This window comes from Microbacterium sp. UBA3394 (genome assembly GCF_002358725.1).
GTDB classification, from domain to species: Bacteria; Actinomycetota; Actinomycetes; order Actinomycetales; family Microbacteriaceae; genus Microbacterium; species Microbacterium luteum.
Map to the genome: position 1 here is coordinate 1 of NZ_DEPK01000194.1, position 16,643 is coordinate 16,643.

A 16,643-nucleotide genomic window follows, 5' to 3' on the forward strand; every position below is an offset into this window, starting at 1 on the left:
GCCTGCGCAGGCGCGGTGGGAGGGTGGATCAGGCCGTGATGCGCTCGCGCACGATCGGCGAGGCCGCGGGGGCCTCCGCGGCGATGTCCCACGCGCCGTCCACGGCCGCGAGAGCGCGGTCGAAGCGGGCGGCGTCATCGGCGAGCAGCGTGAACAGCGGCTGACCTCGGCGCACCCGATCACCCGGCTTGGCATGCAGGTCGATGCCGGCCGCATGCACGACCGGATCCTCAGCCCGAGCGCGCCCGGCACCCAGCCGCCACGCGGCGACACCGAACGACAGCGCGTCGAGCCTCGCCACAAAGCCGTCCTCCGGCGCAGTGACGACGTGCGTCTCCTTCGGCGACGGCAGCGCCGCGTCGGGATCGCCGTCCTGCGCACGGATCATGTCGCGCCAGGCATCCATCGCCCGGCCGTCCGCGAGCGCCTTCTCGACGTCGGCATCCGGCTGACCGGCCAGGGCAAGCATCTCGCGGGCCAGCGCGACGGTCAGGTCCACGACGTCGGCGGGTCCTCCCCCGGCGAGCACCTCGACGGATTCGCGCACCTCGTTCGCGTTGCCGATCGCGAGGCCCAGCGGGGTGTTCATGTCGGTCAGCAGCGCGGTGGTCGACACGCCCGAGTCGGTGCCGAGGGCGACCATCGTGCGGGCGAGCTCGCGTGCGCGGTCGATGTCGCGCATGAACGCCCCGGAGCCGAACTTCACATCGAGCACGAGGGAGTCGGTGCCCTCGGCGATCTTCTTCGACATGATGCTCGACGCGATGAGCGGGATCGCCTCGACGGTGCCGGTGACATCGCGCAGCGCGTAGAGCTTCTTGTCGGCCGGCGCGAGCCCCGAGCCCGCGGCGCAGATGACCGCGCCGACACCGGCCAGCTGGGCGAACAGCTCATCGTTCGACAGCGCCGCGCGCCAACCCGGGATCGATTCGAGCTTGTCGAGGGTCCCTCCGGTGTGACCGAGTCCGCGGCCCGACAGCTGCGGCACGGCGACGCCGAACGAAGCGACCAGCGGCGCCAGCGGCAGGGTGATCTTGTCGCCGACTCCCCCGGTCGAGTGCTTGTCGACGGTCGGCTTGCCGAGGCCGGAGAAGCTCATCCGCTCGCCGGATGCGATCATCGCGTCGGTCATGACGCGGATCTCATCGCGCTCCATGCCGTTCAGAAGGATCGCCATCGTGAAAGCCGACATCTGCGCGTCGGAGACGTAGCCGCGCGTGTACGCGTCGATCATCCACCGCAGCGCATCTTCGTCGACCGCGCCCCCGTCGCGCTTGGCGCGGATGACATCCACGGCGTCATGGGGCTCGACGGCGGCGTGGGAGGTGTGGTCGCTCAATGCATCTCCGAGGTGCGCTCGGGGGCGAGGTCGCGCGGCCCGAACGCGTCGGGCAGGACGTCGTCGATGGTGCGGATGCCGGAGACGGTCTCGAGAAGCATGCCGGGGATGGCATGTTCGTAGAGCAGCTGGCGGCAGCGGCCGCACGGCATGAGGGTCTGCCCCTCGCCGTCGACGCACACGAACGCCACGAGCTGGCCTCCGCCGGACATGTGGAGCTCGGACACGAGCCCGCACTCCGCGCACAGGGTGACCCCGTACGACGCGTTCTCGACGTTGCAGCCGGCGACGATGCGCCCGTCGGTGACGAGGGCCGCCGCCCCCACCTTGAAGCGCGAATACGGCGCATAGGCGCGCTGCATCGCCTCGGTCGCGGCCGCGCGCAGCACGTCCCAATCGATGTCGGTCATGTCCTCATCCCTTGATGTACGGCTTGCCCGCGGCGGCGGGTGCCCGCACCTGCCCGGCGAAGCCGACCACGGCCAGCACGGTCACGATGTACGGCAGCATCGCCATGAACTCCGACGGGATGGGCGAGCCCAGGTTCGTCAGGAGCGTCTCGAGGTTCGTGGTGAACCCGAACAGCAGGGCGGCGATGGTCGCCCGCACCGGGTCCCAGCCGCCGAAGATGACCGCCGCGAGCGCGATGAATCCGAGGCCGCCGGTCATCTCCTTGTCGAAGGAGCCGACCGAGCCGAGCGTGAAGTACGCCCCGCCGATCCCGGCGATGGCACCGGCGAGCAGCACGTTCCAGAAGCGGGTCGGGTTCACCTTGATCCCGACGGTGTCCGCCGCCTGAGGATGCTCGCCGACCGCCCGCAGCCGCAGTCCCCATCGGGTCTTGTACAGCCCCCACGCGACCAGCGGCACGGCGAGGTACATGATGTAGACGATCAGGGTCTGGTTGAAGACGACCGGACCGAGGATGGGGATCTCCGACAGGAACGGGATCGGCACCCGCGGGAACCGCGGCGGCGAGTTGAGCGCCTCGGAGTTCGGGTTCAGCAGCGCGCCGTGCAGGAAGCTCGTGAGGCCGGTGATGAGCACGTTCAGCACGACGCCGACGATCACCTGCTCGACGAGGTAGGTGATGGAGAACACGGCGAGCACGGCGCCGACGAGGGCGCCCGCGACGAGGGCGCCCGCGAGCCCCAGCAGCACCGATCCGGTGATCGAGGCGATGACCGCCGAACTGAAGGCCGCGAAGAGGAACTGCGCCTCGATCGCGACGTTGACCACGCCGACCCGCTCGCCGATGACACCGCCCAGTGCGCCGAACACGAGCGGAACCGACAGCGACACGGCCCCGAACAGGAGCCCGGTGACCGGTACCAGCCCGCCCGCGGCAGACCACGTGAGGAATGCGAAGACGGCCAGCAGCGCGAAGACGATCGGCACCCACAGCCCGACCTTGCGGAAGGTCGCCACCGCCCAGAACGCGTACGCGGTGAGCAGCGCGAGCACGATCGCGCAGATGGTGACCGCCGGCGCGGTCGGGATGCCGATGTCGCCCAGGTCGATGGATGCGGTGCGGTCGCCGAGGCGATAGGTGCTGACGCCGTCGCGACCGAAGACGAACGCCATGACCCAGATCAGGGCGGTCGCCACGGCGAGGGAGATCGGCAGCTTGAAGTGACGCTTCCTCACGCGTTCTCGCACGATCGCGCCACCGGAGGCGGAGGTAGAAAGGCTCGTGTCGATGCTCATGCCGCACCCGCCTTCGCCGCGCGACGGGCTCGTCGCTTCGCGGAGAGCTCGCTGTCGTCCTTGGGCAGGAAGAAGATGGTGCGGATCAGCGGCGGCGCCGCGATGAACAGCACGATGAGCGCCTGCACGACCACCACGATGTCGACGGGGATGTCCTGCGCCACCTGCATCGTGAAGCTGCCCGCCTTCAGCGCGCCGAACAGGATGCCCGCGGCGAAGACGCCCCAGGCCTTGCTGCGGCCGAGGAGCGCGACCGTGATGGCGTCGAAGCCGATGCCCGCGTCGATGCCGCTGCCGAAGCCGCTCGTGATCGTTCCGGAGATCTGGTTGACGCCCGCGAGGCCGGCGAGGGCACCGGCGAAGGCCATGGCGTAGAAGATGATCCGCTCGACGTTCACGCCGGCGGCACGCGCGGCGAACGGGTTCTCGCCGACAGCGCGCATCCGGAACCCGAGACTGGACCGTTCGACCAGCCACCACACGAAGGCCGTTGCGGCGATGGCGACGATGAAGCCCCAGTTGACCGACAGCGGCGCCGGGAACAGCGACGGGAACTGCGCGGTCACCGGGGTCGGCGACGAGATCGGCTGGGTGCCGCCGGGCCGCTGGAGCAGCCCGGGGGTGGCCAGCAGCCACGCGACGAAGTAGAACGCCACGAAGTTCAGCATGATCGTCAGGATCACCTCGTGCGCGCCGGTGCGGGCCTTGAGGAATCCGACGAGACCGCCCCACAGCGCACCGCCGAGCAGACCCGCCGCGATGGTCAGCGGCAGGTGGATCAGCAGCGGCGCCTGCACCGTGGTCGCCACCGTCGCGGCGGCGGCGATGCCGATGAGCATCTGACCGCGCGCACCGATGTTGAACAGGCCGACCCGGAACGCCAGGCCCACGCCGAGACCGGCCGCGATGAGCGGTGTGGCGAAGTTCAGGGTGTCGGTGATCGGCTTGACCGCACGCACGAACGTGTCGGCCTCGTAGTTCCAGATCGCACCGCGGAAGAGAGACGAGTACGCACCCGCGAACGACTGCCACACGGCGATGATGGTGTCCTGCGGCCGCGCGAAGAAGTAGCCGGCCGCGGACTGCACCTCGGGGTCGGTGAGGGCGACGAGGATGCCGCCGATCAGCATCGCCAGCACGATCGCGAGGATCGTGGTGACGATGTTGCCGCGCAGGATCTCCCGGATCACCTGGTTCTGGCGCGGCGGCGGTGGCGTGTCGCCCGCGGGTGTCTGGCTGGCGGATTCACCCGCGGCGGTGCGGGTGAGGACGGGGTCGCTCCCGCCGGGGCCGAGGCTGCTGCTCTCGGGGCTCTGGCCGCTCACGCGGTGACCTCCTCATCGGCCGCCGCGACGGGCGGCTTCTCTCCGGCCATCATGAGGCCGAGGACTTCGCGCGGCGCGTCGCCGGGCACGATGCCCACGATGCGTCCGCGGTACATGACCGCGATGCGGTCCGCGAGTGCGGAGACCTCATCCAGCTCGGTGGAGACGACGATCACCGGAACGCCGGCGTCGCGGGTGGCGACGATGCGCTTGTGGACGAACTCGATCGACCCGACGTCGATGCCGCGGGTCGGCTGCGAGGCGACGAACAGCTTCAGGTCGCGGCTGAGCTCTCGTGCGAGAACGACCTTCTGCTGGTTTCCGCCGGACAGCCGGCCGGCGGCGAGGTCCGGGCCCTGGGTGCGGATGTCGAACTCGGCGATCTTCTCCTCCGCGAACTCCCGCAGCACCCCGCGCTTGAGCGTCGCGGCGGCGAAGAACGGCGCTCCGCTGGAGCGGTTGAGGATGAGGTTGTCGGCGACGCTGAACTCGCCGACGAGCCCTTCGACCTTGCGATCCTCCGGCACGAACCCGACGCCCTCGTCGATGATCTGCTTGACGGTCTTGCCGACCAGCTCCTCGCCGTCGAGGGAGATCGAGCCGGTGAGCTTGCGCTGCAGACCGATGATGGCCTCGGTGAGCTCGGTCTGACCGTTGCCCTGCACCCCCGCGATCGCGAGCACCTCGCCCGGTCGCACGGTGAAGGTGATGTCGTCGACGACGATCTGGTCGGTGTCGTCGACCACGCGGAGGTTCTCGACGACGAGTCCTCCCTCGCGCAGCTGCGGCGCGTCCTTCTGCACCGTCAGCTCGACGGCCCGGCCGACCATGAGCGAGGCGAGCTCGGCGTTGGAGGCGGTCGGCGCGGCCTCGCCGACGACCGAGCCGAGGCGGATGACGGTGATGCGATCCGCCACTTCGCGGACCTCCCGCAGCTTGTGGGTGATGAAGACGATGGATGTGCCCTCGTCGCGCAGCTGACGCATGATGCCCATCAGCTCGTCGGTCTCCTGGGGCGTGAGGACGGCGGTGGGCTCGTCGAACACGAGCACCTTCGCGTCGCGCGAGAGCGCCTTGATGATCTCGACGCGCTGCTGCGCCCCGACCGGCAGGTCGCCGACGAGCGCGTCGGGGTCGATCTGGAAGCCGAAGCGGGCGGCGACCTCGTTCACGTGGGAACGGGCCTTGTCGAGGTCCAGAGCACCGATGCCCGTGGTGTCCTCGTGTCCGAGCATGACGTTCTCGGCGACGGTGAAGACCGGGATGAGCATGAAGTGCTGGTGCACCATGCCGATGCCCGCGGCCATCGCGTCGCCCGGTCCGGAGAAGTGCTGCACCTCGCCGTCGATGACGATGTCGCCCTCCTCCGCGGTGTAGAGGCCGTACAGCACGTTCATCAGCGTGCTCTTGCCGGCGCCGTTCTCGCCCAGGAGGCAGTGGATCTCTCCCGGCTCGACCACCAGGTCGATGTGGTCGTTTGCCACCAGTGAGCCGAAGCGTTTGGTGATCCCTCGAAGCTCGAGCGTCATATCCGCCAATCTATCGATTCGACAGGCGGCCGGACAGATGCACGCATCTGCCCGGCCGCCGGGGGTGTTTCCGCGCCGCTTACGGGGAAGCGGGCGACGTGGCGTCGATCGAACCGTCGATGATGCCCGCGCGGATCTCCTCGAGCTCCGCAGCCAGGTCGGGGTCGACCATGTCCTCGAAGTCGTGGAACGACGAGATGCCGACACCGTCGTTCTCGAGGGTTCCGACGAACGGGGTGACGTCGAACTCGTCGTTGGCCGCCTGCACGGCGGCCTCGTACACGGCGACGTCCATCCCCTTGAGGATCGACAGCAGCAGCAGGTCGGCGACCGACGGGTCGGTCTCGTAGACGTCGGCGTCGACACCCATCAGGGCGATGTCGCCGCCGGAGTCGCGGATCGCCTCAGCGGCCGACTGGTAGATCGGGCCGCCGACGGGCAGGAGCACGTCGACGTCCTGGTCGATGATGCCCTGGGCGACCTGCTTGGCGCGGTCGTTCGCGGCGAACTCCTCCGTGAACTGGCCCTCCTGGGACTCGATGTCCCAGCCGACGACCTCGACCTCGGTGCCGTTCTGCTCGTTGTAGTACTCCACGCCGAGCTGGAAGCCGTCCATGAAGATCGTCACCGGCGGGATCTTGGCCCCACCGAAGGTGCCGACCTTGCCCGACTCGGTGTACGAGGCGGCGGCGTATCCGCCCAGGAAGGCGGCCTGCGCGGTGTCGAAGACCAGCGGCTTGATGTTCGGGGCGTCGGTCTCGCCGTCGAAGTCGTTGTCGGCCCAGTCGTCGATGATGGCGAACTCGACGTCGGGGTTGGCCTGGGCCGCGGTGACCGTCGGCGCGCTCAGCAGGAAGCCGACCGAGACGATGAAGTCGCAGCCCTCGGCAACGAGGTTGTCGAGGTTCGCCTCGTAGTCGCTCGCCGAAGCGGACTCGGTCGTGGCGATCTCGAAGTCGAGTTCGTCGCTCGCCTGCTCGAGGCCGGCCAGGCCCAGCTGGTTGAAGGACTTGTCGTTGAAGCCGCCCTCGTCAGAGACCATGCAGGCCTTGAAGTCGGACATGCCCTCGGCGGCGGTGTCGGTGGTGTCGTCCTCGGGGGCCGAGCCGCAGCCGGCGAGGGCGACGAGCAGGCCCGCGGCGGCTGTGGCGCCGACGAGCTTCTTGGTGCGTGAGATGGTCAACTCAGCCTCCACATACAGGTCCCGTGACTCTCACGGGGACTGCATCAAGTTACACAGTGCGAAGGCGAATCGACAGAGAGCGGGCACAGTCACCGACGAATGGTTACAAACCCGCAATAAGCGCTGAAGCGCCGGTCACAGCACGTCGCCCCGACCGGAGAGTTTGAGCGCGTCGACGACGCCCTTCACCCGCTGCGCATTCTCGCTCGTGGTGACCAGCAGCGCATCCTCGGTGTCGACGACCACGATGTCGCGCACGCCGATGAGGCTGATCACGCGAGACGTCTGGCTCACCACGATGCCGCTGGCGGCATCGGACAGGATGCGCGCGTTCTCCCCGAGGATCGCGAGGTCGTTGTGGCGGCCGTGGGAGTTGAGCTTGGCGAGGCTGGCGAAATCGCCCACGTCGTCCCAGTCGAAGTGCCCCGGGATGACCGCGAGGGCGCCCTTGGCGGCGGCCGGCTCGGCCACGGCGTAGTCGATCGCGATCTTCGTCAGCGACGGCCACACGCGGTCGACGACGGGCCCCCGGCGCTCGCGGTCGTCCCACGCCTCGGCGAGTTCCATGAGCCCGGCGTGCAGCTCCGACTGGTTGGCCTCGATCTCGGCGAGCAGCACGTCCGCGCGCGAGATGAACATGCCGGCGTTCCACAGGTAGGAGCGGTCGTCGAAGTAGGCCCGGGCGGTGTCGAGGTCGGGCTTCTCCACGAAGCTCTGCACGAGGGCCGCCTCGGGCGCTCCGTCGATGACGATGCCGTCGCCCTTCTTGATGTAGCCGAAGCCGATCGACGCCTCCGAGGGCTGGATGCCGATCGTGCAGACGTATCCCTTGCGAGCCGTCTCCACGGCCTGCCGCACCGCCCAGTCGAACAGGTGCGGCACGCGGATGACGTGGTCCGCCGCGAACGATCCGATGATCACGTCGGGCTCCCGACGGTGCAGGATGGCGGCGGCCAGTCCGATCGCGGCGGCCGAGTCACGGGGCTCGGACTCGAGGAAGACGTTCTTGTCCGGGATCCCCGGCAACTGCTGCTCGACCGCGGCGCGATGCGCGCGACCGGTCACCACCGAGATGCGCTCGGCGCCGGCGAGCGGTTCCAGGCGGTCCCACGTGTCGCGCAGCAGCGTCTGCCCCGAGCCGCTCAAGTCGTGCAGGAACTTCGGTGCGTCGGCGCGCGAGAGCGGCCACAGGCGGCTGCCGATCCCTCCGGCGGGGATGACGGCGTAGAAGTCGGCGATCGGCTCAGGCATGCGGCAAGGGTAGCGGTCGTGAGTGTCGGGGATGTGTCGTTCCACCCGGCCGGACAGATCTCTCGACGTCGAGAGAGTTAGGTCGCCCTAATCGCCGGAATCCCGCGGCGCCGAATAAGCTGGGACAGCGCCCGCGTGACGCAGGGGACCGTGGTCCCCGAAGGGGCATACCGCCCTCACCGTGTACGAGTCCAGGGAGGACGACCGTGTCTGCTCCAGCACGCGAGGTACCGACGGTGTCGCAGACGACATCGCGAGTGCCCCGAGGAACCCTCTATCGCGGCAACGAGGGGATGTGGTCCTGGGTCCTGCACCGCATCACCGGTGTCGCGATCTTCTTCTTCCTGCTCGTGCACGTGCTCGACACGTCGCTGATCCGCGTGTCGCCCGAGGCCTATGACATCGTCATCGGCGCCTACAAGAACCCGCTGATGGGCATCGGCGAGGTCGCCCTGGTCGGCGCCATCGCCTATCACGCCTACAACGGGCTGCGCATCATCCTCGTGGACTTCTGGTCCAAGGGCGCGCGCTACCAGCGGCAACTGTGGTGGGGAGTCCTCGGGCTCTGGGCGGTGACGATGGCCGGGTTCGTTCCGCGTCACCTCATCAACGTCTTCTCCGACCTGGGAGGGGGCCACTGATGTCCGCGACCATCGCCGACCCGCGCTCGGCCCGCCCGGTCAGCCGCCGTCGCGGCAACCTCGAGAAGTGGGGCTGGATGTACATGCGCGCCTCGGGCGTGCTGCTGGTTGTGCTCATCTTCGGCCACCTGTTCGTCAACCTCATGACCGGCACCGGCATCCGCCAGATCGACTTCGCGTTCGTCGCCGGAAAGCTCGCCAGCCCGTTCTGGCAGTGGTGGGACGTGCTCATGCTGTGGCTCGCACTCATCCACGGCGCGAACGGCATGCGCACCATCGTGAACGACTACGTGACCCACAAGACCACGCGCAGCGTGCTGGTGTGGGCGGTGTGGCTCGCCGCGGGCTTCCTCATCGTCCTCGGCACCCTGGTGGTCTTCACCTTCGACCCGTGCCTCGGCGTCACGCCCGAGAGCCTCCTCTGGGCCGACTGCCAGGCCGCGTGAGCGACGAGAACCCTTCAGAGACGGAACAACAAGCCTGTGACCACTGAGACAGCGGACAGCTACGTCAAGGACGGCGTCCACTACCACCAGTTCGACATCGTGATCGTCGGCGCCGGCGGCGCCGGCATGCGGGCGGCGATCGAGGCCGGCCCGGGCGCGAAGACCGCGGTCATCTCCAAGCTCTACCCCACGCGATCCCACACCGGCGCGGCGCAGGGCGGCATGGCCGCGGCCCTCGCCAACGTCGAAGAGGACTCGTGGGAGTGGCACACCTTCGACACCGTCAAGGGCGGCGACTACCTCGTCGACCAGGACGCGGCCGAGATCCTCGCGAAGGAGGCCATCGACGCGGTCATCGACCTCGAGAACATGGGGCTTCCGTTCAACCGCACCCCCGAGGGCAAGATCGACCAGCGCCGTTTCGGCGGGCACACCGCCGAGCACGGCAAGAACCCGGTGCGCCGCGCGTGCTACGCGGCCGACCGCACCGGTCACATGATCCTGCAGACGCTGTTCCAGAACTGCGTCAAGCTCGGCATCAACTTCTTCAACGAGTTCTACGTGCTCGACCTGCTCACGGTGAAGGATGCCGACGGCGCGACCAAGGTCTCCGGCGTCGTCGCGTACGAGCTCGCCACCGGCGACCTGCACGTGTTCCAGTCCAAGGCGGTCGTCTTCGCCACCGGCGGGTTCGGCAAGATCTTCAAGACGACCTCCAACGCCCACACGCTCACCGGCGACGGCGTCGGCATCGTGTGGCGCAAGGGCCTGCCGCTGGAGGACATGGAGTTCTTCCAGTTCCACCCGACGGGCCTTGCCGGCCTCGGCATCCTGCTCACCGAGGGCGCCCGCGGCGAGGGCGCGATCCTGCGCAACGCGTCTGGTGAGCGCTTCATGGAGCGCTACGCCCCGACGATCAAGGACCTCGCGCCGCGCGACATCGTCGCCCGCTGCATGGTGCAGGAGGTCGCGGAGGGCCGCGGCGCCGGGCCCCACAAGGACTACGTGCTCCTGGACTGCACGCACCTGGGCGCCGAGGTGCTCGAGACCAAGCTCCCCGACATCACCGAGTTCGCCCGCACGTACCTCGGCGTCGATCCGGTCGTCGAGCCGGTGCCGGTGATGCCGACCGCGCACTACGCGATGGGCGGCATCCCGACCAATGTCGCCGCCGAAGTGCTCAGCGACAACGACACCGTCGTGCCGGGCCTGTACGCCGCGGGAGAATGCGCGTGCGTGTCGGTGCACGGCTCGAACCGCCTGGGCACCAACTCGCTGCTCGACATCAACGTCTTCGGCAAGCGCGCCGGGCGCAACGCCGTCGCCTACGTGCAGGACGCGGAGTTCGTGCCGCTCCCCGAGGATCCCGCCGGCGCCGTGCGCGACCTGATCGAGGGCCTGCGCGCGGGCACCGGCACGGAGCGCATCGCGGTGCTGCGCAAGACCCTGCAGGACGAGATGGACAAGAAGGCCCAGGTCTTCCGCACCGACGAGTCGCTCGGCGAGATGCTCGAGACGATCGAGGAGCTCCGCGAGCGGTTCAAGAACATCCACGTCGACGACAAGGGCAAGCGGTTCAACACCGACCTTCTCGAGGCCGTCGAGCTCGGGTTCCTCCTCGACATCGCCGAGGTCGTCGTGATCGCGGCCCGCAACCGCAAGGAGAGCCGCGGCGGGCACATGCGCGACGACTTCCCGAAGCGCGACGACGAGAACTACATGCAGCACACCATGTCGTACCTCACCGGCGACCCCCACTCGTCGCACGCCGACGATCACATCTCGCTGGGCTGGAAGCCCGTCGTGATCACCCGCTACCAGCCGATGGAGAGGAAGTACTGATGTCAACCGCACTGGTCGACCCCGACGCCATCGCCGACATCGAGGCGGACGACGACACAGGGGTGCAGGCGTTCCTCGTCACCTTCATCATCCGCCGGTTCGACCCCGAGGTCGACGCCGAGCCGCGCTGGGTCGACTACGACGTCGAGCTGTTCTCGACCGACCGTGTCCTGGATGCGCTGCACAAGATCAAGTGGGAGGTCGACGGTTCGCTGACCTTCCGCCGCTCGTGCGCCCACGGCATCTGCGGCTCCGACGCGATGCGCATCAACGGTCGCAACCGGCTGGCGTGCAAGACGCTCATCAAGGACCTCGACATCTCGCAGCCGATCTACGTCGAGGCGATCAAAGGCCTTCCACTGGAGAAGGACCTCGTGGTCGACATGGAGCCCTTCTTCGCCTCGTACCGCGAGGTGCAGCCCTTCCTCATCTCGAACTCGGCGCCGGAGCCCGGCAAGGAGCGCGTGCAGTCCATCAAGGACCGCGCGATCTTCGACGACACCACCAAGTGCATCCTCTGCGCGGCGTGCACGTCGTCGTGCCCGGTGTTCTGGACCGACGGCCAGTACTTCGGGCCGGCCGCGATCGTCAACGCCCACCGTTTCATCTTCGATTCGCGCGACGACGCTGGCGACGTGCGGCTGGACATCCTCAACGACAAGGAAGGCGTGTGGCGCTGCCGCACGACCTTCAACTGCACCGAGGCGTGCCCGCGCGGCATCGAGGTGACCAAGGCGATCGCCGAGGTCAAGCAGGCGGTCCTGCGCGGTGGCGCGTGAGGGGCGCCCTCGTCGCGTCATAGTCTGAGGGTGTGAGACGCTCGCGGCACGGTCATCCGGAGACCCCCGGCACCGGGGATCCGCGTGAGATGACCGTCGCCGAGGCGACCCACGAGGAGCAGACGCTCCGAGCGCGGTGGGAATCCACGCAGGAGGTGCTGCGCGAGAGGTTCGAAGAGCCGATCGGGCGGGCGACCACCCTCACGCGCAGGACGCTCGCGTGGTTCCCCGTCCGGGTGTGGCGGCACTTCCTGCAGCACAACGGGTTCCTCCTCGCCGCGGGCGTGAGCTACCAGGCGCTGTTCGCGATCTTCGCCACCATCTACGTCGCCTTCGCGGTCGCGGGCCTGTGGCTCGGAGGCAGTCCCGAGGCGATCGACGCGATGATCCGCGCGATCAACAGCTACATCCCCGACCTCATCAGCGACGACGGCGAGGGACTGTTCACCACGGCGCAGGTGACCGAGATCGCCACCAGCAGCACCGGCGTGCTCGGCATCACCGGCATCGTCGCACTGGTCACCCTGATCTGGACGGCGATCGGGTTCATCACGTTCGCCCGCCGCGCCGTGCGGGACATCTTCGGCATTCCGCCGGACCGCCGCAGCTATTTCCTGCTCAAGGCGAGGGATCTGCTGGCTTCGGCGATCTTCGGGGCCGCGCTCCTGGTGGGATCGGGCCTCGGGTTCGTGGGCACGTGGGCGCTCGGGCTGCTGTTCGACCTGCTCGGATGGCCGACGACGTCGACGATCTACAACGTGCTCGGTCAGGCTGCCGCCCTGCTGGTGTCGTTCCTGCTGTTCTCAGCGGCGCTCGCGTCGCTGGTGAAGTTCCTCACCGGCACCTCGCTGCGGTGGCGGCAGATCATCCCCGGTGCGGTGCTCGGGGGCGCCGCGATCACGGTGCTGCAGATCGGAGCCGGCTGGCTGCTGATCTACACGCCTTCCAACCCGCTGCTGGCGACGTTCGCGATCTTCGTCGGGCTGCTGCTGTGGTTCCGCATCATCGGGGTCATCATCCTGGTGGCGTCCTCGTGGATGGCGGTGGCCGCCACCGACGAGGACCTGCCGATTCTTCAGCGCACCGAGGAGGAGAGACTCGCAGCGGAGCATGCGGCGCTCCTCACGGCGGCGCGCGTACGCCTGCGCAGCGCGCGTGCGGGGGCCGCCTCGGCGCCCTGGTACCGGCGCATCGCCGCGCGCCGCGCGGTGGCCGATGCCGAGAAGGAGCTGGCCGAGGTCGAGCGCTCCGCTCCCCAACCGCCGAAGCGCGGCTCCCTCTTCGAGTAACGCCGTCGCCGCGGGCATGTCGGATGGCGCGGTTAGGCTGGCGGGCGTGTCTGAGCTCCTTCGCATCGCCTCCGTCAACGTCAACGGCATCCGGGCCGCCGTCCGCAAGGGGATGATCGAATGGCTCGACGCCACCGAGGTCGACGTGCTCGCGCTGCAAGAGGTGCGCGCCGACGCCGACCAGCTCGCGCACGCGCTGCCCGGGTGGGAGATCGTCGCTGACGAGGCGACGGCGAAGGGGCGCGCCGGCGTCGCCATCCTCACCCGCACCCCCGTGGCCGCCGTGCGCACCGAGCTGGGCGCGCCCGAGTTCGATTCCGCCGGCCGCTGGATCGAGGCCGACCTCGTCGTCGCCGGGGAGAGCCTCACGGTCGTCAGCGCCTACGTGCACACCGGCGAGGCCGAAACTCCCCGCCAAGACGAGAAGTGGGCCTTCCTCGACGCGATGGACGAGCGTCTCCCGGCGCTCCGCGCCGCATCCCCGCTCTCCCTCGTCATGGGCGATCTCAACGTCGGTCACCGGGAACTCGACATCAAGAACTGGCGAGGCAATAGGAAGAAGAGCGGATTCCTCCCCCGCGAGCGCGCCTACTTCGACCGTTGGCTCGCAGCCGAGGGTACCGAGGTCGAGGCCGTCGACGGCACACGCGGCACCGGCCTCGGCTGGGTCGACGTCGGCCGCCGCCACCACGGCGACGTGGAGGGGCCCTACACCTGGTGGTCCATGCGCGGTCGCGCGTTCGACAACGACACCGGATGGCGCATCGACTACCACCTCGCCACCCCGGAGCTCGCCGACCGGGTCGAGGGCTACCGCATCGATCGCGCACCCACGTGGGACACCCGGTGGAGCGACCACGCGCCGGTGATCGCGGACTATCGGATCGGATCCGTCTGACCGCGCCCTGACAGGGACCCGATGGGACGGCCGATGGGATCGATAACTATGGCGTCACGGCTTGCTATGTTCGCACGTCGTCGGGGTGGTGGGCCTCGATAGGGTGGGCCCGGACCATGACGACCACTGGGAGGTACGGATGGGTTATCGGAGTGCGCACGCGCGCGTCGCCACCGCATTGCTGGCCGCGACGGCCGTCGCACTCACCGCGTGCACCGCGGTGGAATCCGAACCGTCCGCCGACGGTCTTCACGGGCACGTCGCGCCCGTCGTCGAGGGCGCTGACACCGGCGACTGGGCGCTGACGGCGTGGGCCGTCGGCGCCGGTGAGCCGATCGAGCTCGGACGGACCACGACCGACGAGGACGGGGCCTTCCACCTCGATCCGGTCACGCTCCCCGAGGACCGCATCCTGCTCGTCGAAGCCGCGCACGGCGGGGCCGAGCGGGCCGACCTGGTCGCGGTGAGCGCATCCGATGACCTCACCGAGCTGACCCTCAACGAACGCACCACCGTGGCGGCCGCCTACGGTCTCGCCCAGTTCTTCGGACGCGAGCTCCCCTCGGGCGAGAACCCGGGCCTCGCCAACGCGACCGCGATGGCCGGCAACCTCGCCGACCCCGCGACCGGCGCCTACGGCGAGGTGCTGATGACCTCGCCGAACGCGTACGAGACGCAGACGCTGCCCGCCTTCACGTCGCTGTCGAACATCGTCGGCGCCTGCCTCGTCGATCGCGAGGTTTGTCACGACGTGTACGCGGCGGCGGGCGTCGACGACACCGCCTCGATGGCATCCGCGATCGCCTCCATCGCCCGCGATCCGTCTGCCGCGGCCGAGGAGCTCTTCGAGCTTTCGCAGCTCGAGCAGGGAGACCGCCCCGGGCTGGATGCGGCCCCCGCGGCGTGGACGCTCGCGCTGCGCTTCGACGGCGACGGCACCGACCTCGCCGGGCCGGGGAACTTCGCCATCGATCCCGACGGCAACATCTGGATCAACAACAACTACGAGTACAACGCCGACCCGCAGACCCCGGTCTGCGGCAGCGACCAGATGTTCAAATTCTCGCCGACCGGTGCTCTCCTGGAGACGTACGAGGGCGGCGGCCTGTCGGGCTCGGGATACGGCATCGAGTTCACCGCGGACGGTCTGCTCTGGTTCAGCAACTTCGGGTTCGCCGCCGCCGCACCCGGGTGCCCCGAAGACGAGCAGCCGCCGCACAACAGCATGTCGCTGTTCACGTACGACGGTGAGGCACTCTCCCCCGATACGGGATTCACGGCGGGCGACCTCAGCTGGCCGCAGGGCATCGAGGTGTCCGACAACGGAGATGTATGGATCGCCAGCTGCGGGAACGACTCCGTCTCGGTGTATCCCGGCGGCGATCCCGAGTCCGCCGAGAACTTCGCCGATCTCGGACTCGAGCAGCCGTTCGACGTCGTCGACAACGGCGAGCACATCTTCGTCAGCGGGATCGCGAACAACACCGTCGCCGTGCTCGACCGCGACGGCACTCCGGTCGACGGCTCGCCGCTGACCGACCCCGGCTTCCAGAACCCGATGGGGCTGGCCACCGATGCCGACGGCAACGTCTGGGTGGCCAACTCCGGCACGACGACCCTGCCGTGCCCGGAGCGTCCGGCCGACGCGGAAGGCACCCCCTCGGTGTCGATGATCAGTGCCGACGGGTCGACCGTGTCATCCGCGTTCACGGGCGGCGGTGTGACCCGTCCGTGGGGCGTCACGACCGACGGCGACGGAAACGTCTGGGTCGCGAACTTCGCCGACCAGCGCCTTTCGGCCTTCTGCGGGGCGCAGGCGGAGACCTGCCCTCGCGGCCTGGAGACCGGCGAGGCGATCTCGCCCGATGACACCGGCTACGCCTTCGACGGATTCACCCGCAACACCGGCCTCGCCGTCGATCCATCCGGAAACGTATGGGTCGCCAACAACTGGGAGAACGTCCCGGTGCAGACCAATCCCGGCGCGCACCAGATCGTCGCGTTCGTCGGTGCTGCCGCGCCGCTCCCGGTGGCGCCGTTCACCGGGTCCGGCGAATGAGCCGGCGAGCGCGCCCATAGGATTGTCGGGTGAACAAACCGCGGCTCTACTCCGGAATGCAGCCCTCGGCCGACTCCCTCCAGATCGGCAACTACATCGGGGCTCTCATGCAGTGGCGCGACCTGCAGGAGTCGTATCAGGCCTTCTTCTCCGTCGTCGACCTCCACGCGCTCACCCAGCCGAACGACCCGGCCGAACTGCGCGCGAAGACCCGTCGCACGGCGGCGCAGTACATCGCCGCCGGCATCGAGCCCGCCAAGTCGACCCTGTACGTGCAGTCGCACGTGCCCGCCCACGCTGAACTCGCCTGGGTGCTCTCCACCGTCACCGGTTTCGGCGAGGCGGGCCGCATGAC

14 protein-coding genes and 1 pseudogene are annotated in these 16,643 nt (G+C 68.9%); 8 read left to right on the top strand and 7 right to left on the bottom strand.

Going from position 1 to position 16,643, the window contains the following annotated elements:
- Nucleotides 1-28: 28 nt before the first annotated feature.
- The 7 genes from B4E30_RS11630 to B4E30_RS11660 all read right to left on the bottom strand — a co-directional run bounded on the left by B4E30_RS11630 (nucleotide 29) and on the right by B4E30_RS11660 (nucleotide 8,334).
- The gene (locus B4E30_RS11630) at nucleotides 29-1,339 is read right to left on the bottom strand and encodes a thymidine phosphorylase (RefSeq protein ID WP_286795393.1); all 1,311 of its coding nucleotides are present in this window, start codon (nucleotides 1,337-1,339) and stop codon (nucleotides 29-31) included.
- Complete coding sequence (locus B4E30_RS11635) at nucleotides 1,336-1,749, bottom strand: cytidine deaminase (RefSeq protein ID WP_194383557.1); 414 nt, start codon at nucleotides 1,747-1,749, stop codon at nucleotides 1,336-1,338. The genes B4E30_RS11630 and B4E30_RS11635 overlap by 4 nt, the downstream gene beginning before the upstream one ends.
- A 4-nt stretch (nucleotides 1,750-1,753) precedes the next feature.
- Nucleotides 1,754-3,046: an ABC transporter permease gene (locus B4E30_RS11640; RefSeq protein ID WP_286795394.1), complete on the bottom strand. Its 1,293-nt coding sequence runs from the start codon at nucleotides 3,044-3,046 to the stop codon at nucleotides 1,754-1,756.
- On the bottom strand, nucleotides 3,043-4,371 hold the full coding sequence (locus B4E30_RS11645; RefSeq protein WP_286795395.1) for an ABC transporter permease: 1,329 nt from the start codon (nucleotides 4,369-4,371) through the stop codon (nucleotides 3,043-3,045). The genes B4E30_RS11640 and B4E30_RS11645 overlap by 4 nt, the downstream gene beginning before the upstream one ends.
- Nucleotides 4,368-5,900 (bottom strand): ABC transporter ATP-binding protein, encoded by a 1,533-nt coding sequence (locus B4E30_RS11650; RefSeq protein WP_286718454.1) that lies wholly within the window; start codon nucleotides 5,898-5,900, stop codon nucleotides 4,368-4,370. Before B4E30_RS11650 ends, B4E30_RS11645 begins: the two co-directional genes overlap by 4 nt.
- A gap of 79 nt (nucleotides 5,901-5,979) precedes the next feature.
- Nucleotides 5,980-7,083 carry a BMP family lipoprotein gene (locus B4E30_RS11655; RefSeq protein ID WP_286795396.1) on the bottom strand — a complete coding sequence of 368 codons (1,104 nt, stop codon included), beginning with the start codon at nucleotides 7,081-7,083 and terminating at the stop codon, nucleotides 5,980-5,982.
- Between the two features lie 135 nt (nucleotides 7,084-7,218).
- Complete coding sequence (locus B4E30_RS11660) at nucleotides 7,219-8,334, bottom strand: mannose-1-phosphate guanylyltransferase (protein ID WP_286718460.1); 1,116 nt, start codon at nucleotides 8,332-8,334, stop codon at nucleotides 7,219-7,221.
- Nucleotides 8,335-8,540: 206 nt separating this feature from the next.
- On the opposite strand from B4E30_RS11660, the gene sdhC reads away from it, so the two are divergent.
- The 8 genes and pseudogenes from sdhC to B4E30_RS11700 form a co-directional block, all read left to right on the top strand.
- Nucleotides 8,541-8,975, top strand: a complete 435-nt coding sequence (gene sdhC / locus B4E30_RS11665; RefSeq protein WP_194383562.1) for a succinate dehydrogenase, cytochrome b556 subunit — start codon at nucleotides 8,541-8,543, stop codon at nucleotides 8,973-8,975.
- Nucleotides 8,975-9,421 carry a succinate dehydrogenase hydrophobic membrane anchor subunit gene (locus tag B4E30_RS11670; RefSeq protein WP_286718463.1) on the top strand — a complete coding sequence of 149 codons (447 nt, stop codon included), beginning with the start codon at nucleotides 8,975-8,977 and terminating at the stop codon, nucleotides 9,419-9,421. The genes sdhC and B4E30_RS11670 overlap by 1 nt, the downstream gene beginning before the upstream one ends.
- Nucleotides 9,422-9,457: 36 nt before the next feature.
- Nucleotides 9,458-11,263 (top strand): succinate dehydrogenase flavoprotein subunit, encoded by a 1,806-nt coding sequence (gene sdhA, locus B4E30_RS11675; RefSeq protein ID WP_286795397.1) that lies wholly within the window; start codon nucleotides 9,458-9,460, stop codon nucleotides 11,261-11,263.
- Nucleotides 11,263-12,042 carry a succinate dehydrogenase iron-sulfur subunit gene (locus B4E30_RS11680; RefSeq protein WP_071044685.1) on the top strand — a complete coding sequence of 260 codons (780 nt, stop codon included), beginning with the start codon at nucleotides 11,263-11,265 and terminating at the stop codon, nucleotides 12,040-12,042. The genes sdhA and B4E30_RS11680 overlap by 1 nt, the downstream gene beginning before the upstream one ends.
- 32 nt (nucleotides 12,043-12,074) lie before the next feature.
- Nucleotides 12,075-13,331 carry a YihY/virulence factor BrkB family protein gene (locus B4E30_RS11685; RefSeq protein WP_348670283.1) on the top strand — a complete coding sequence of 419 codons (1,257 nt, stop codon included), beginning with the start codon at nucleotides 12,075-12,077 and terminating at the stop codon, nucleotides 13,329-13,331.
- Between the two features lie 46 nt (nucleotides 13,332-13,377).
- Entirely contained in the window at nucleotides 13,378-14,229 is an 852-nt protein-coding gene (locus B4E30_RS11690) for an exodeoxyribonuclease III (protein ID WP_286795398.1), read from the top strand.
- A 139-nt stretch (nucleotides 14,230-14,368) separates the two neighbouring features.
- Nucleotides 14,369-16,288 carry an NHL repeat-containing protein gene (locus B4E30_RS11695; RefSeq protein ID WP_071044682.1) on the top strand — a complete coding sequence of 640 codons (1,920 nt, stop codon included), beginning with the start codon at nucleotides 14,369-14,371 and terminating at the stop codon, nucleotides 16,286-16,288.
- Between the two features lie 56 nt (nucleotides 16,289-16,344).
- A pseudogene (locus B4E30_RS11700) lies at nucleotides 16,345-16,643 on the top strand (tryptophan--tRNA ligase); the annotation flags it as partial.

Coding starts and splice junctions, on each gene's coding strand:
- B4E30_RS11635 (WP_194383557.1), bottom strand. CDS start 1,749: ATGACCGACATCGATTGGGACGTGCTGCGCGCGGCCGCGACCGAGGCG.
- B4E30_RS11650 (WP_286718454.1), bottom strand. CDS start 5,900: ATGACGCTCGAGCTTCGAGGGATCACCAAACGCTTCGGCTCACTGGTG.
- B4E30_RS11660 (WP_286718460.1), bottom strand. CDS start 8,334: ATGCCTGAGCCGATCGCCGACTTCTACGCCGTCATCCCCGCCGGAGGG.
- B4E30_RS11670 (WP_286718463.1), top strand. CDS start 8,975: ATGTCCGCGACCATCGCCGACCCGCGCTCGGCCCGCCCGGTCAGCCGC.
- B4E30_RS11695 (WP_071044682.1), top strand. CDS start 14,369: ATGGGTTATCGGAGTGCGCACGCGCGCGTCGCCACCGCATTGCTGGCC.
- B4E30_RS11680 (WP_071044685.1), top strand. CDS start 11,263: ATGTCAACCGCACTGGTCGACCCCGACGCCATCGCCGACATCGAGGCG.
- B4E30_RS11640 (WP_286795394.1), bottom strand. CDS start 3,046: ATGAGCATCGACACGAGCCTTTCTACCTCCGCCTCCGGTGGCGCGATC.